The sequence below is a fragment of the Streptomyces cyaneochromogenes genome (assembly GCF_003963535.1).
In the GTDB taxonomy this organism is placed as follows: domain Bacteria; phylum Actinomycetota; class Actinomycetes; order Streptomycetales; family Streptomycetaceae; genus Streptomyces; species Streptomyces shaanxiensis.
The window spans coordinates 8,720,441-8,735,446 of sequence record NZ_CP034539.1 but is presented as its reverse complement, the minus strand read 5'-3'; the positions used below and the strand labels follow the sequence as shown (position 1 = coordinate 8,735,446).

Annotated in this window: 11 protein-coding genes; all 11 read right to left on the bottom strand. The window is 71.0% G+C overall.

The window, feature by feature from the left end; translation table 11 throughout:
• Positions 1-53 precede the first annotated feature (53 nt).
• The 11 genes from EJ357_RS39490 to EJ357_RS39440 all read right to left on the bottom strand — a co-directional run bounded on the left by EJ357_RS39490 (position 54) and on the right by EJ357_RS39440 (position 14,991).
• A complete protein-coding gene (locus tag EJ357_RS39490; protein WP_175647680.1) occupies positions 54-1,589 on the bottom strand; it encodes a class I adenylate-forming enzyme family protein in 1,536 nt (511 codons plus the stop codon).
• A gap of 154 nt (positions 1,590-1,743) precedes the next feature.
• On the bottom strand, positions 1,744-2,214 hold the full coding sequence (locus EJ357_RS39485; protein WP_126396435.1) for an ester cyclase: 471 nt from the start codon (positions 2,212-2,214) through the stop codon (positions 1,744-1,746).
• Positions 2,211-3,374 carry an MFS transporter gene (locus EJ357_RS39480; RefSeq protein WP_407698446.1) on the bottom strand — a complete coding sequence of 388 codons (1,164 nt, stop codon included), beginning with the start codon at positions 3,372-3,374 and terminating at the stop codon, positions 2,211-2,213. Before EJ357_RS39480 ends, EJ357_RS39485 begins: the two co-directional genes overlap by 4 nt.
• Positions 3,375-3,470: 96 nt before the next feature.
• Positions 3,471-3,914: a hotdog family protein gene (locus EJ357_RS39475; RefSeq protein ID WP_126396433.1), complete on the bottom strand. Its 444-nt coding sequence runs from the start codon at positions 3,912-3,914 to the stop codon at positions 3,471-3,473.
• A 9-nt stretch (positions 3,915-3,923) separates the two neighbouring features.
• Complete coding sequence (gene acpS / locus EJ357_RS39470; protein ID WP_126396432.1) at positions 3,924-4,406, bottom strand: holo-ACP synthase; 483 nt, start codon at positions 4,404-4,406, stop codon at positions 3,924-3,926.
• A gap of 13 nt (positions 4,407-4,419) precedes the next feature.
• Positions 4,420-5,241 (bottom strand): hypothetical protein, encoded by an 822-nt coding sequence (locus EJ357_RS39465; RefSeq protein ID WP_126396431.1) that lies wholly within the window; start codon positions 5,239-5,241, stop codon positions 4,420-4,422.
• 2 nt (positions 5,242-5,243) lie between these two features.
• A complete protein-coding gene (locus EJ357_RS39460) occupies positions 5,244-5,501 on the bottom strand; it encodes an acyl carrier protein (protein WP_126396430.1) in 258 nt (85 codons plus the stop codon).
• 46 nt (positions 5,502-5,547) lie between these two features.
• Positions 5,548-6,819 (bottom strand): type III PLP-dependent enzyme domain-containing protein, encoded by a 1,272-nt coding sequence (locus tag EJ357_RS39455; RefSeq protein ID WP_126396429.1) that lies wholly within the window; start codon positions 6,817-6,819, stop codon positions 5,548-5,550.
• A complete protein-coding gene (locus tag EJ357_RS39450) occupies positions 6,816-7,814 on the bottom strand; it encodes a 3-oxoacyl-ACP synthase III family protein (protein ID WP_126396428.1) in 999 nt (332 codons plus the stop codon). Before EJ357_RS39450 ends, EJ357_RS39455 begins: the two co-directional genes overlap by 4 nt.
• A gap of 26 nt (positions 7,815-7,840) precedes the next feature.
• Positions 7,841-8,794, bottom strand: coding sequence for a 3-oxoacyl-[acyl-carrier-protein] synthase III C-terminal domain-containing protein (locus tag EJ357_RS39445; protein WP_126396427.1), 954 nt, complete (start codon positions 8,792-8,794; stop codon positions 7,841-7,843).
• Positions 8,791-14,991: a type I polyketide synthase gene (locus EJ357_RS39440; protein WP_175647679.1), complete on the bottom strand. Its 6,201-nt coding sequence runs from the start codon at positions 14,989-14,991 to the stop codon at positions 8,791-8,793. Before EJ357_RS39440 ends, EJ357_RS39445 begins: the two co-directional genes overlap by 4 nt.
• Between the last annotated feature and the right edge of the window lie 15 nt (positions 14,992-15,006).

Sequence of the window (15,006 nt, the reverse complement as noted above, 5' to 3'; positions counted from 1 at the left end):
ATCCTTCCGATGGATGTGGTGGGGAAGCCGCTGCCGGGGACCACTCGGCCCGATCAGGCTCCGGCGGCTCCCGCGGCGGCTCCGGGGCGCTCGTCGATGAGCGAGCCGAGCCGCGTGCGGTCGACCTTTCCGTTGCGGCCGACCGGCAGCTGCTCCAGGACGACACAGCGCCTGGGGATCTTGAACTCCTCGATCTGATCGCGCATCAGCGCGCGCACCTCGTCGGCGGTCGCCTCCGCCACGACGGCGAGAACGGCCGGCCTCTTGCCGGCGGGCGGCAGCACGGCGGCCGAGACGACCCCGGGGACCCGGTGGGCGGCGGCCTCGACCTCGGTGGCGCTCACCCTGAATCCGCGTTCCTTGTACAGGTCGTCACGCCGGCCCGAGAAGTACAGGTAGCCGTCGGCGTCCAGGTGGCCGTAGTCACCGGTGCGCAGTTCGGGAAAGAGTCCGTCGCGCAGCGGGAAGCGCTCGGCGTTCAGTTCGGGCCGACGCCAGTACCCCGACATCACGTTGGGCCCCCTGACCACGATCTCCCCGACCGTGCCGGGCGGGACCTGCGCCCCCTGGTCGTCGACGATGAGGATCTCGGTGCCCGGCAGCGGGAGTCCGCAGGACCCCGGGCGTTCCAGATCGCCGTCCGGTGGCATGATCACGGCACGCTTGCACTCGGTCAGCCCGTACATGACCTGGGCCCGCAACCCGGGTATCGCCGCGCGCAGGGCGTTGACGGTCTCACTGGACAGCGCGGCCCCGGTGTTGGTCACCAGCCGCAGGGCCAGGGAGTGGTCGGTCGCCCGCTTCGCCAGCCAGACCAGCGACTCGGCGACCGAGGGGACGGCGGGCAGGACGGTCGCCTTGCTCTCCAACAGACTGCGCAGCAGGGCCGGTCCGGCTTCGGCGGCGCTGCCCAGCACGGTGTGCGCACCGCTGAGGGCGCCGAGGTAGAGCTGGTAGAGCCCGTAGTCGAAGGACAGCGGGAGGGGGCAGTAGACGACGTCGTCCACCCGGTACCGGAGGACCTGCTGGATGGCCCGGGCGGCGAAGACGACCTGCTGATGGGTGCTCACCACGGCCTTGGGCAGCGAGGTGGTGCCCGAGGTGTAGATCAGTGAGACCGGGTCGACGGCGAGCGGTTCCGGGAGGTCAAGGCGTTCCGCGGGAGCCGCCGTGCCCGGTTCGGGGAAGGCCGCACCGAGCAGTTCCGCAGGATCCACGGCGGTCACACCGCGGTCCCGTGCCGCCGCCAGCGTCGTGGTGTCCTCGGCGACGACCAGACTCGGCTCGCAGTCGTCGAGGACATGCTCCATCGGTACGCCGCGGACCTGCTCGTGGAGGACGGAGAACGGGGCGCCGACGCGGGAGGCCGCGAAGACGAGGGCGGGCACGAGCGGGCCGGAGGGTATGGCGAGGACGACGCGACGTCCCCTGCCTATGCCCCGGGAGTGCAGCCAGCCGGCCAGTCTGTGGCTGGCGTCCTGGAGTCCGGCGAAGGTCGTGGTCGCATCGTGCCGGGTGACGGCTGGACGCTCGGGCCAGGACTCGGCGGCGGCGTCCAGCAGATGGTGCAGGAGCGTGTTCTCGGACAACGTGCTCAGTTCCCTTCAGGCGACGACATCCCCCGTCGCCGTGTCTATGGCCTGGTCGCCCGGGTCCGGTGCCCGGAGTGACGACGCGCCGGGGCGGCGTCCCCGCCGTTCCCCGACGCGTCGTCAGCGTGTCCGCGCAAGGGCGCGGAGACGGTCATGCGCTGCGCAGCGCGCCGAGTTGGGACAGCAGTCCGAGGGCGTCGGACAGCACCCAGTACTCGGCGATCCTGTCGTTCTCGAGACGGACGATGGACATGCCCGAGTACCGCACTTCGGTGCCCGGCGCGACGGTCGCGTGGGGGGCGCCTCCGGCGTAGGTACCGGTCACCGTGTACCCGCCGGCGACGAGGTCGCCCTCCCTGATGGGGCCGGGGTGCGTGGTGAAGCGCACGTCGTCGAGGAGCGTACGGACGGAGGTGACCCAGTCGAGGAGCCCGTCGCGCGTGGTGATCCGCCTGGAGTCGGGAAAGCCGAGGTAGCGGGCGAGTTCGGCGCTGTGCACGGTGAAGTCGTCGGCGATGAACTCCTTGGCGTCGGCGAAGTCCACCTCCCCGTTCCACAGGTCGACGAACCGCTCGAAGAGCACCTTTCCGGGGTCGGACTCCCTGCTGCGGGCGTCGCTCATGCCTTGGCCTCCATCCCCGGTGCGGGTGCCTCGGCGGCCTCCGCCTTGCCGGCCACGCGTACGCCGACGAGCAGCGGCAGCACCGCGAGCGCGCAGACTCCGCAGATCGCGCCGATCACCGAGAAGGAGACGCCGTTGTCGAGCAGGACGGCCGCGACGCTGGTGGCCAGCATCATCCCGCCGTACTGGGCGGAGCTGTTGAGGGCCAGGGCGGTGCCGCGCATCTCCGGGCGCAGCTCGCTCACCAGGGCGTTCAGCGACGGCTGGCCGACGCCCACCGCGGTTCCCCACATGACGAAGACGATGAGGACGGGAACGAGGTGCTCTCCGATGAGCGCCACGGAGGTGACCCCGGTGGCCGCGACGAGGGCGGCCGCGACGAGCACGGTGCGCTTGCCGAGCCGGTCGGCGATACGGCCGCCCAGCAGGGCTCCGGTCATGCTGCCGGCCCCCGAGCCCATGATGGCGAGGCCTGTCTGCGCCTCGTTGAAGTCGAAGCGTTCCGCGTAGAAGATGCCGATGTTGGAGAACATGCCGTACAGCGCGAAGGCCCACAGGAGCGTGCAGCCCAGGACGCAGAGCACGGCGGGTGTGGTGACGGCCCGCTTGACCATGCCGAGGTAGAGGGCCACCGGGCTCGCGGCGCTCTGCTGCCCGGCCGCGGCCCGCGGCGGGGTGGCGCCGATCAACGCGAACACCAGCGCGCAGACCAGGACGGCCACCGCGCCGACGGCGAAGAACGCGGCCCGCCAGCCCATCAGATAGGCGAGGTAGGAGCCGAGCGGCACACCGATGACGGTGGAGCTGAGAAGCCCCGCCACCACGATGCCCATCACCTTGCCGCGACGCTCGAACGGGAAGCTGTCCGCGATCATCGCGTAGACGCTGGGCATGATCATCGCGGCGCCGAGACCGGCCACGCCTCGGCACACCAGCAGCGGAACGAAGTCCGAAGTGACACCCGTCAGAATATTGCCCAGGGCGAAGGTGACGAGTCCGGTCGTGAGAATGGTGCGCCGACCTATCCGGTCGGACATGGCGCCGCAGAGGGGCGCCGAGAGGGCGAAGAGCAACGCATAGGCGCTGACGAAAAGACCGCCGAGTCTCGCCGCTGTTCCGGTGTCCTCGGCAATGGCCGGGACCAGTGGAACGGTAATCATCGAGTCGAGGCCCACCAGAAAGGCGCTGCACACCGCAATCAGCAGCACCCGACTGGGTTTTGCACTCGTTTGCGTGGGTAAGCTCATGACCCCTTCTCATTCTCCTTCGAGCACATGGGCGACCGCAGCCTTGCCGGCCCCGGACGATCGCCGCCGAGCGGCGGCCGGTGGAATCACGGCAGTACCCACCGCCCGGCAGACGACCAGCGGTTCGTCGAGCACCTCGGCCCGTGTTCCCCCCAAGTCGTAACGGGCAGCGATGTATTTGCGAGCCGTGAATTCCACGATGCGCCGAAGTCTACTCCTGCCCACCAGACGCCCCGTCACCTCGACGTAATCACCGGCGAATACAGGGGCCTTGAATTCAACCTCACTGTAACCAGTGAGCAAGCCCTCGTCCCCATCCGTTTGAATGGTGATCTCCGTCACGACATCGCCGAACAGTTGCAGTATGCATGCACCGTCCACCAGATTTCCGCCATAACGGGCATCCTTCTGCCCCATGCGCATACGCAGCGTCGCGGAGACCGCCTCGGACATCTCTCTTCCTCACTCTGCCTGTTCGTTGCGTGACATCTCGCGTGCGGCGATCTCGTCCAGGACGGCCCGCGCCATCCCCGTCACCGTGCCGTCCCGTTCCCCGTCCGCCTCCTCTCCCCCGCTCTCGCGTCCGAGGGCGACGGCGACCACGTACTCCCCCTTGTGCGCGATGGACAGCGCGAGGTCCGACACGCCGATCCCCGCCGCCCGCCGGGCCGCGACATCGGCGAGGCGCACCAGCGGCGCGGCGCGCGTGTCGCGGACGACGCTGATGTGCCGGGGTGCCAGCCCGCTGCCGAACCCCGTGCCCAGCACCTTGAGCACGGCCTCCTTCGCGGCGAACCGTCCGGCGAGGAACTCCCTCTCCCGCTCCGGGCCGAAGGAGGCCGCGAGAGCGAGTTCGTCCGCGGTGTAGGTGTACCGGCGGAACCAGGAGCGCTCCTGCAGCCGGTCCAGCTCGCCCAGTTCGAGGACGTCGATTCCGATCCGCATCCGCCGCGCCCCGTCAGCGCGCCGGGAGGGGAGCCCCGACCGGGCGCAGCACGGCCATGTGCCCTTCCCGCACGAGGGGATCGACGTCGCAGAGGATCACGGCGGAGTGGTCGCGCCGCCACTCCTGCCAGTGACGGGCCAACTCGAGCCAGACGCTGGTGCAGTAACTCCCGTCGCCGGCATGGTGGACCTTCACTCCGGCCGGTGCGTCCGCCATGTCCCGCGCCCCTGGCCCGAGCACGAGGAGGACCCCCGTCGGGTCGGCGGCGAGTTCGGCGAGCCGGGCCGTGGTCGCCTCCGGGGAGGCGTGGGACTCGACCGCGGACACGCCGAGCCCGTCCCCGCCGCCGAGGACCAGCAACACACCGGAGTCCGTCAACTCGCCGGAGTCGACGAGCGGATGGGGCGTGGGCAGGGTGGTCTGCTCCAGGACCGCGAGAACGGACCGCTCCGCCCTGCCGGCGCGCTGGAGAGCGGAGATGATCCGCAACGCCGTGAAAGGGGCCGCCAGACCCTGCTCGGAGATGCAGAAGCTTTTCGCGGCGCCCCCGAGCAGCATGTTCAGGTGCGAGGCGACCGCGGTGAACGGATGCACATCGGGCAGCGCATGACTGACGACGACCAGGTCCGCCCGCTCGTCGGATCCCACTTCCGCGAACAGCCGGTCCACGAGGTCGCGATGGGACACATTGGCCCCGTCGCGCAGGCGCTGCTCGTCGACGGTGGCACCGAAGGGCTCCACCAGGTCCTTGAAGAAGCCGACGATGGACGGATCGTCGTGGTACGGCTGGTGCGGTGGGTCGGCGACCGCGGCGGCCGCGCGCAGGACGGGCATCCTCACTCCCCCGCGCCGAGCAGCCGCTGCAGGTATGCGGTGAGCGTGCCCACGGTCTGGAAGTCGTCCATGTCCAGCGTCTCCGGATCGATGACTATGCCCAGACGGTCCTCCAGGAACATGAGCATCTCCATCACCGACGTCGAGTCCAGGTGCAGATCCTCGAAGAGGCGCTGCTCGGCGGTGAGTCCGCTGACCTCTCTCTCCAGTACGTCCGTGAGCGCGGTCTCGACCGACTCCACGACTGCCGTGTTGTCCATGGGATTCATCCTCTTGTCGAAGTCGAACGGGTCAGGGGTGTCAGTGTCAGAAGCTGATGAGGCGCTGCTTGCCGAGCAGGTCCTCGACGGCGTCGCGTCGCCGCACCAGGTGGGCGGTGCCCCGGTGGACCATGACCTCGGCCGGGAACCCGTGGCTGAGGAACAGCCCGGGTGAGGCGGACGGCCCGTACGCACCCGAGCGCTCGACCCCGATGAGGTCCCCGGGGCGCACCTCGGGGAGGGCGACGCGCTTGCCGATGACGTCGTTCGGGGTGCACAGGGGGCCGGTGAGGGTGTACTCGGCCGTGGGTTCCTCGTGGTACCGGCTCAGCGACCGGATCGGGAAGTTCCGCTTGACGAAGCTGCCCACTCCCACGGCCGCCATGTGGTGGTTGGTACCGCCGTCCGCGACCACGAACTGCTCACCCATGGACTCCTTGACGTACAGGGCCCTGGTCACGTACGTGCCGCACATGGCGGTGAGGTAGCGGCCGAGCTCGTTGATGAGCCGACAGTCCGGGTACTGTTCCAGGAATTCGACGACCGCTTCGTTGATACCGGCAGTCAACTCGGGAATATTCAGCTCCGGTTCATTGTCGAAGTACGGTATCCCGAAGCCGCCGCCGAAATCAACCGTGCGCAGATCGACCTCCAACTCGGAAGCCAGGGTGATCGATGCCGTGAGAATTTCCCGTGTGTTGTGAACGAGGTCCTCATGATGAAGGAACCGCGTTCCCATGTATGCGTGGAATCCGATGACCCGGGCCCGCCTCAGCCCTTTGACCACGGTGCGCGCGTCACGCAACTGAGCGGCGTCGATGCCGAACTGGCGTGGTTTTCCGCCCATCGCCAGGCCGGATCCCTTGGTGTGGAAGTCCGGGTTGAAGCGGAGGATCACCGGCAGATCGGCACGACCGCTGTCCGCCGCGATCCCGTCGAGGACCGTGAGTTCCTCCAGCGACTCGCAGACCACGGCACGCAGCCCGGCCGCCACGCATGCCTCGAGTTCCGCACGGGTCTTTCCCGGGCCGAGGAAGATGGTGTCCTCGGTCCTTATGCCGGCCCGCCGGACCGTCTCCAGCTCGACCAGCGAGGACACCTCGGCGCCGGCACCGAGCGCCCCCAGATATCCGCAGACGCTGATGTTCGGATTCGCCTTGAGGGACAAGTAGATGTCGACCGCGGGATGCATCAGCCCGCGCAGTTCCTCATAGGTGCTCCGGATGACGTCCGCGTCGTAGACGTACACCGGTGTGCCGAATTCCTCGGCGATCGCGGACACCGGAATTCCCTGGATCTCGAGTTCGGTGGTGGTCATGCCGATTCCTTCACTGTGTCCGGACCCGGCTGCGATCCGGTCCGGGACGCATGGTGGGTGATGACCATCGCCGCGAACGTGGCGCCCAGACCGACGGTGGCGAACAGGTAGTGCCTGCCCTCCGTCAGCCGGCCCTCGTCGCGCAGGGTCGTGTAGTTGAGGAAGACGTCCGAGGCGAAGCAGTGGCTGAACCGCTCGACGTTCTCCAGGAACACCTGCTCCCGGGGAATGCCCAGCTCACTGATCGTCTGGCGCCACGACTGCAGGTTGACGTTGTGCGGGATCACCAGGTCGATGTCGGAGAACCCGAGTCCGGCCTCGTCGACCGCCTGCCGCATCACCTTGGCGAGCTCCGGCGCGTACACCTTGCCGAACCGCAGGGACTTCTCTCCGTCGAGCAGCATCGCCGCCGAGAACTCCCCCAGGGTGCGGGTGGCGTAGGAGCGCACCGCGTCGCCGGCCCCGTCCAGAGTGACCAGACAGGCGGCGGCCGCGTCGCCCATGATGGCGACGTCGTCGATGAGCTGGACCTTCGGCGAGAAGGCCTGCTCCCCCGTCACCACGAGGGCGCGGTCACCGGCCCGGCCCTCCGCCCGCAGCAGTTCGGCGGCCACATCGACGGCGGCCATACCGCTGGCGCAGTTCTGGTGGCTCAGCGCGAACGCCTGCGCATGGTGCAGCCCGAGCCGGTCCCGCACCTCCCGGGCGGGGTCGACATGGGCCGGGGCCACCGCCTGGGTCGTGTGGGCGTACAGGACGTAGCGGATGCGCTCCGCCGCGTCCCCGGCCGCGACGACGCGGCGGGCCGCCGGGAGGAGCACGTCGAAGAGTCCGAGTTCCGGATCGAACCGGATCTCCTTCAGTCCGTGCATCCGCTGGAAGAGCCTGAGCTTGGTGGGGCGCAGGCCCAGTCGGTCCGCCAGGTCGGCGACGGGCACCCGGCGCTCCGGCACGAAGGACTCGATCGCCTCCAGAGTCGTGACGCGCGTGCTCATGGGTGGAACCTCTCGATACTCGGCGCTCATCGCGCTCCCCGGTAGGTCAGTACGGCCGCGCTGAACGTGGCCCCGGCGCCGACACCGGCCATCAGGTAGTGCCGGCCCTCGGCCAGCCGGCCGTCGTCGCGCAGCGTCGTGTAGTTGACGAAGACGTCCGAGGTGAAGCAGTGGCTGTACCGGGCGATGTTGTCCAGGAACACCCGATCGGCCGGTATGTCCAGTTCCGCGATGGTCTGGCGCCAGGACATGAGGTTGACGTTGTGCGGAATGATCAGGTCGATGTCGCCCAGGGAGAGTCCGGCCTCGGCGACCGCCTGGCGGATGACGTCGGCGAGGGTGGGCGCGTAGGCCTTCCCGAACCGGGCGGCCTCCTCGGCGGGCAGGGAGATCAGGTCCGCGTACTCGCCCAAGGTACGGCTCACCAGGGAGAGGACCGGGTGGCCGGTGCCCTCCGCCGCGACCAGGCAGGCCGCCGCGGCCTCCCCCATGATCGCGGTGTTGGGCACCAGCTGCACCTGCGGACAGAACGGCTTCTCCCCCGTCAACACCAGCGCGCGGTCCGCCGGATCGCCGCCGGCCAGCAGGGCGGCGGCGACCTCGATGGCTCCGAGCCCGCTGGCACAGTTCTGCTGGGTCACGGCGAACGCCTCGGCGTGGCCGAGCCCGAGCGCGTCCCGGACCTCCCGGGCGATGTCCGTCCCGGCCGGAGCGACCTGATGGATGGCGCGGGCGTGGATGACGTACCGCACCCGGAGCGGGTCGGCGAGCCCGGTGACCACTCCCCGGGCTGCCGACAACACCAGGTCCACCAGGGAGAGTCCGGGGTCCAGACGCAGCGTCTGCAGACCGTGCACCTTGCGGAAGAGGGACAGCTTCGCCCGGCTCAGTCCGAGGGTCTTGCCCATGGCCTCGACGACGACCGTGCGATCGGGCAGCGCGGACTCGATCCGCTCCAGGGTCCCCAGGCGCCCGGTCACGCGCCGTCTCCGTCGTGCTCCCGCGTCGCCTCGACCAGCGCGCGCAGCCGCTGCGCGACCGCCTCGGCCGTCGTCCCCACGTGCTCGCTCAGCATCGTGAAGTGATCGCCCGGTACGTCCACGACGGCGTCGGCCAGCGGCCAGCGCGGCCGGTCGTGCGTACCGGAGCGCTCCTCGGCCCGCAGCAGCACCGTGGGAACGCCCGTGCTCGTGGGATCCCAGCCGTCGAAGGCACGCAGATAGCCGCCCATGGCGATCAGCCGGTCGTCGTCCATCCAGACGCTGCTCTCCGGAGCGAGCATCTGGTCCGCGACCATCGACAGGTCCGCCAGATCCAGCGGGCAGGCCAGGGTGTCGAGCAGTACCACGGCCTGCGGCGCGGCGTCGCGCTCCACCAGTCGCTGCGCGACCGCATGGGCGATCCAGCCGCCGGTGGACCGGCCGAGCAGCACCAGCCCTCGGTCGCCGGCCAGGTCCAGCGCGGCCTGCGCCTGGGCGTCGATCAGGGCGGCGAGCGACCCCGGAAGCTCCTCGCCGCGGGAGAACCCGGGCAGGGCGGGGACGGAGACGGCGTGGCCCGTCAGCGCCGAGGTGAACGCGGCGTACTCCTGTGGGCCGGAGATCGCGATCATCGAGGGGAAGCACACGACCACGGGTCCGTCCGCGGAGCCGCTGGGCTCCGGGAACGCCGGCAGTGACGTGCCCTCGTCGAAGGCCGGGCGCAGCCGGGACGCGGTGACCAGCAGGTCGACCGCATCGCCCAGCCGCCCGCGCTCGTGGGCCTCCCGGAACAGGGTGACCAGGGTGTCGCCGCCGTGCCGGCCGGCGGCGGAGGCGCCTTCGGCGATGTCCCCCAACTCCCCGTCGACGAAGGCCGCGAGCTGGGTCGGTGTCGGGTGGTCGAAGACCGCCGTGGCCGGCAGGCGCAGCCCGGTCGCCTGGTTCACCGCGTTGCGCAGCTCCAGCGAGGTCAGCGAATCGAACCCCAGGTCCCGGAACGACGTCCCGGCATCGACCGCGTCGGCGCTGTCGTGGCCGAGCACGCCCGCGACCGCGCTCGACACGGCCTCGGTGACCGCCTTGAGGCGTTCCTCACCGGTGAGCCCTGCCAGCTTGTCGCGCAGCGTCGTCTCGGCTCGGCCCTCCGACACGGCGGATCCCGCACCGGCGCGCCGCGCCGCGGTGCGGACGAGTCCGCGCAGCAGTGGCGGCAGGGACGAACCCGAGGTGCGCAGCGCCTTACGGTCCAGCCGCACCGGCACCATGACGGCGCGTCCGTTCCCGCACGCGTCGTCGAAGAGCGCCGTGCCCTGCTCGGGGGAGATCGCCAGGACGCCGTAGCGCTCCATCCGCTTGAGGTCCGCCGCCCCGAGCGTGCCGGCCATGCCGCCGCTCGGCTGCCACATGCCCCAGGCCAGCGAGGTCGCCGGCAGCCCCTGGGCGGCGCGGTGCTGCGCCAGGGCGTCCAGGAAGGTGTTGCCCGCCGCGTAGCTGCCCTGGCCCGGGCTGCCCAGCGTGCCGGCGACGGACGAGAACAGCACGAAGGCCTTCAGGTCGGCGCCCCGGGTGAGTTCGTGGAGGTGGAGGGCGGCGTCCGCCTTCGGGCGCAGCACCTTGTCGAGGCGCTCCGGCGTGATCGAGGTGATGATCCCGTCGTCGAGGACACCCGCGGTGTGCACCACCGCGGACAGCGGGTGTTCGGCCGGAATCGTGCCGAGCAGCGCGGCCAGCGACTCCCGGTCGCCGACGTCGCAGGCGGCCACGGTGACGTCCGCGCCCAGTTCCCGCAGTTCCTCGACGAGTTCCGCGGCGCCGGGGGCGTCGGGTCCGGAACGGCTCGTCAGCATCAGCCGGCGTGCGCCGTGCTCGGTCGTCAGATGACGGGCCAGCAGCGCGCCGAGCTCTCCGGTGCCTCCGGTGATCAGTACGGTGCCCTGCCAGGCGGCCGGGTCCGTCGCGACGGCACCGGAATGTGCGGCCCGCGCCAGACGGGGGGTGAGGAACGTGCCCGAGCGCAGCGCCAGTTGGGGCTCGCCCGATGCCAGTGCCGCAGCCCATGCGGACCCGGGTGTGACGGGCTGGTCCGGCATGGGTTCGTCGCCGTCGCCGTCGACCAGGACGAAGCGGCCGGGCGCCTCGGACTGGGCGGAGCGGACCAGGCCCCATATGGGGGCCGCCGCCAGGTCGAGGACGTCCTCGTCGGGTCCGGCGGCCACGGCGCGCCGGGTCACCAGCACCAGCCGGGACGGGGTTTCGGGGCCGTCGGCCAGCCACGTCCGCAGCAGCTCCAGCACCTGTCCGGTGGTCTGCCGCAGCACCTGGGTGAGCTCTCCAGCGGGGGCCGGCACGCAGTTCACCACGGCGTCCCCGGCAGTGAACTCACCGGCGGCGAGCGCCTCCAGCAAGGCCGTCGGGGAAGCGAAGGTACTCACCGTGGCGGTCGCGGTGGCGGTCCCGGCGGGGGCGGGGAGCGCTGTCCAGTCCACCTGGAAGAGCCCGTCGGCAGCGGCCCTGCGCCCCTTGCCCAACTGCTCTCCCGAGACGGGCCGGGAGACGAAGGCGTCGACGGTGACGACGGGGTTGCCTTCGGGGTCCGCAGCGGTCAGCGTGACCGACCCGGCGTCCTGCCCTGTGTAACGAACCCGCAGCGAGGAAGCCCCGACGGCGTGCAGCCGCACCCCGTTCCAGGAGAACGGCAGCCGTCCCGAGGGCGTGCCGTCGCGCAGGTCCTCCCAGGCCAGGGCGTGCAGCGCGGCGTCGAGCAGAGCGGGGTGGAGTCCGAAGTCCCCCGCCTGAGCCGCCTCTTCGGCGGGCAGGTCCACCTGGGCGAACAGTTCGTCGTCTCGGCGCCACACCGCGCTCAGGGCCTGGAACGCCGGGCCGTAGGCGAAGCCGCTGTCGGCCAGCCGGTCGTAGAGGCCGTCGAGCTCCACCTCCGTGGCGTCGTGCGGCGGCCACTGCGCCAGACCGGTCTGCGGCGAGGACGTTCCGGGCTGGGTGAGCCGGCCGGCCGCGTGCAGGGTCCACGCCTCGTCGTCGTCCCCGGCGTCGGAACCGTCCGGCCTCGAGTACAGGTGCACCGAACGGTGGCCGTCCTCCTCCGGAGCGCCGACGATCACCTGGATGCGGACGGCGCCCTGCTCGGGGAGGATCATCGGCTCCTGGAGCGTCAGCTCCTCGACGGTCTCGTGCCCGAGATGGGCACCGGCCCGGACGGCCAGCTCCAGCAGCGCCGTACCGGGAACCAGAGTCGTGTCGTGAACGACGTGGTCCGCGAGCCACGGATGGGTCTGCCGGGAGAGACGGCCGCTGAGGACGGCTGTGTCACCGGCGGCAAGGGTGGTGACGGCACCGAGCAGCGGATGGCCCGCCGAGGTGAGACCGGCGGAGGAGACGTCGCCCTCGACCGGGGGCTCGTCGAGCCAGTAGCGCTGCCGCTGGAAGGCGTAGGTGGGCAGGTCCACCCGGCGTGCGCCGAGTCCCGCGAAGAACGCCTCCCAGTTCGCGGACACGCCTCGTACGTGCAGCTCGGCCAGGGCGGCGGTGAGACCGGCGGGCTCGGGCCTGTCCCGGCGCAGCAGCGGTACGACCAGGGCGTCCTGGTCGTCGCCGAGGCACTGGCGGGTCATGGCGGAGAGGGTCGCGTCGGGGCCGAGTTCCACGAAGGTGGCGACCCGCTGCGCGCGCAGTGTGGCCACGGCATCGCTGAAACGCACGGCCTCGCGCACGTGCCGCACCCAGTACTCGGGCCGGCCGAGCACGTCCTGCCCGGCCATTTCACCGGTGACGTCGGAGATCAGGGGGATCGCCGGGGCCGCGAAGGTCAGGCTCTTCACGACGGTGCCGAACTCCTCGAGCATGCCGTCCATGTGCGGGGAGTGGAAGGCGTGGCTGACCACGAGCCGCTTGGTCTTACGGCCCTCCCGCTCGAAGCGTGCCGCGACGGCGGCCACGACGTCCTCGTCGCCGGAGAGGACCAGCGAGGACGGGCCGTTGAGCGCCGCGATGGAGGCTCGGTCCTCGGCGCCGGCGAGCGCTTGCCGGGCTTCCTCCTCGGTGGCCTGGACGGCGAACATCGCGCCACCGCCGGGCAGGTTCTGCATCAGCCTGCCCCTGGCCGCGACCAGCTCGGCCGCGTCCGGCAGCGACAGCACACCGGCGACATGCGCCGCGGCGATCTCGCCGACGGAGTGGCCGGTGACGAAGTCGGGCCGCAGGCCCCACGCCTCCAGCAGCCGGAACAGCGCCACCTCGATGGCGAACAGCGCGGGCTGGGTGAACTCGGTCCGGTCCAGGAGTCCTTCGGGGTCCGACTCGGCGAAGACGACCTGGCGGAGCGGCCGGGCGAGGTGCGCGTCCAGTGCCTCGCACACCGCGTCGAAGGCCTCGGCGAAGCGGGGTTGCGTGGCGTAGAGGGTGCGCCCCATACCGAGCCGCTGGCTGCCCTGGCCGGTGAAGAGGAACGCCGTCCGCCCGGAACTCCGGGTCTGTCCGCGGACGGTCTGCGGGGCCGGGGCGCCGTCGGCCAGCGCCTTGAGGGCGTGCAGCAGCTCGTCGCCGTCACTGCCGGTGAGAACGGCGCGGTGCTCCATCGCGGTGCGCGTGGTGGCGAGGGAGTAGGCGACGTCGAGGGGGTCCTTGCCGTCGACGGCCGCCAGGAGGTTGCGGGCCTGGGCACGCAGCGCCTCGGCGCCGCGGCCGGACAGCAGCCAGGGGATCACCTGTCCCTCGGGCGCCTTCGGTCGCTCCCCCGGCTCGGCGGCCGTGGCGGCCCCGTCGGCGGCGGACGGCTCCTCGATGATGACGTGGGCGTTGGTTCCGCTGATGCCGAAGCTGGAGATGCCGGCCCGGCGCACCCGCTCGGAGGCGGGCCAGTCCACCGGTTCGGTGAGGAGCCGTACGTCCCCGCCGGCCCAGTCGACATGCGGGCTCGGCGCGTCCACGTGCAGCGTTCTGGGCAGCCGGCCGTGCTCCATGGCCTTGACCATCTTGATGATGCCGCCGATGCCCGCGGCCGACTGGGTGTGACCGACGTTGGACTTCAGCGAGCCCAGCCACAGCGGCCGCCCCTCGCGTCCCTGGCCGTAGGTGGCCAGCAGCGCGTTGGCTTCGATGGGGTCCCCGAGCTTCGTGCCGGTGCCGTGCCCCTCGACGGCGTCGACATCGCTCGCCTTGAGCCCGGCGTTCGCCAGCGCCTCACGGATCAGCTTCTCCTGGGAGGGACCGTGCGGGGCGGTCAGCCCGTTGCTCGCCCCGTCCTGGTTGACGGCCGAGCCCCGCACCACGGCGAGGACCCGGTGGCCGCGGCGCCGTGCGTCGGAGAGCCGCTCCACGATCAGCGAACCCACGCCCTCGGCCCAGGACGTGCCGTCCGCGCCGGCGGCGTAGGACTTGGCACGGCCGTCGGGAGCGAGGCCGCGCTGCCGGCTGAACTCCGTGAAGGAGAAGGGGGTGGCCATCAGCATCACGCCGCTGACCACGGCGAGGGAGCACTCCCCACGGCGCAGGGACTGCCCGGCCATGTGAAGGGCCACCAGCGAGGAGGAGCACGCCGTGTTGACGGTCACGGCGGGCCCGTCGAAGCCGAACGAGTAGGAGATGCGGCCCGATGCCACGCTGCCCGCGCTGCCCACGCCGAGGTAGCCGTCGAAGCCCTCGATGGGCGTCTTGAGGAAGCGCAGACCGTACTCGTCGAACATGATCCCGACGAATACTCCGGTGTCGCTGCCCCTGAGGGTGTCGGGGACGATACCGGCCTGCTCGAACGCCTCCCACGTGGTCTCCAGCAGCAGCCGCTGCTGGGGATCGACGGTGACGGCCTCGCGCGGTGAGATGCCGAAGAAGGCGGGGTCGAAGTCGGCGGCGTCGTGGAGGAAACCGCCCTCGCGGACATAGCTCTTGCCGATGCTCTCCGGGTCGGGGTCGTACAGGTTCTCGAGATCCCAGCCCCGGTCGGTGGGGAATCCGGTGATGGCGTCCCGGCCCTCGTCCACCAGCTGCCAGAGCTCGTCCGGTGAGCTCACTCCGCCGGGGAACCGGCAGCTCATACCGACGACGGCCAGGGGTTCGGTGTCCCGCTCGGTGACGTTCCTCAGCCGGGCCTCGACCCGGTCGAGTTCCGCGGTCGTACGTTGGAGGTACTGCAGCAGCCGCGCTTCGTTGGACAGGTTCTCGTCGGACACGTTCTGGTTGGGCATGCTCGGCTTCTCTTC

Bases quoted from the DNA above. Each gene is read 5' to 3' on its own strand.
- acpS (WP_126396432.1), bottom strand. From the start codon at position 4,406: ATGCGGATCGGAATCGACGTCCTCGAACTGGGCGAGCTGGACCGGCTG.
- EJ357_RS39475 (WP_126396433.1), bottom strand. From the start codon at position 3,914: ATGTCCGAGGCGGTCTCCGCGACGCTGCGTATGCGCATGGGGCAGAAG.
- EJ357_RS39460 (WP_126396430.1), bottom strand. From the start codon at position 5,501: ATGGACAACACGGCAGTCGTGGAGTCGGTCGAGACCGCGCTCACGGAC.
- EJ357_RS39485 (WP_126396435.1), bottom strand. From the start codon at position 2,214: ATGAGCGACGCCCGCAGCAGGGAGTCCGACCCCGGAAAGGTGCTCTTC.
- EJ357_RS39455 (WP_126396429.1), bottom strand. From the start codon at position 6,819: ATGACCACCACCGAACTCGAGATCCAGGGAATTCCGGTGTCCGCGATC.
- EJ357_RS39450 (WP_126396428.1), bottom strand. From the start codon at position 7,814: ATGAGCACGCGCGTCACGACTCTGGAGGCGATCGAGTCCTTCGTGCCG.
- EJ357_RS39465 (WP_126396431.1), bottom strand. From the start codon at position 5,241: ATGCCCGTCCTGCGCGCGGCCGCCGCGGTCGCCGACCCACCGCACCAG.
- EJ357_RS39480 (WP_407698446.1), bottom strand. From the start codon at position 3,374: ATGATTACCGTTCCACTGGTCCCGGCCATTGCCGAGGACACCGGAACA.
- EJ357_RS39440 (WP_175647679.1), bottom strand. From the start codon at position 14,991: ATGCCCAACCAGAACGTGTCCGACGAGAACCTGTCCAACGAAGCGCGG.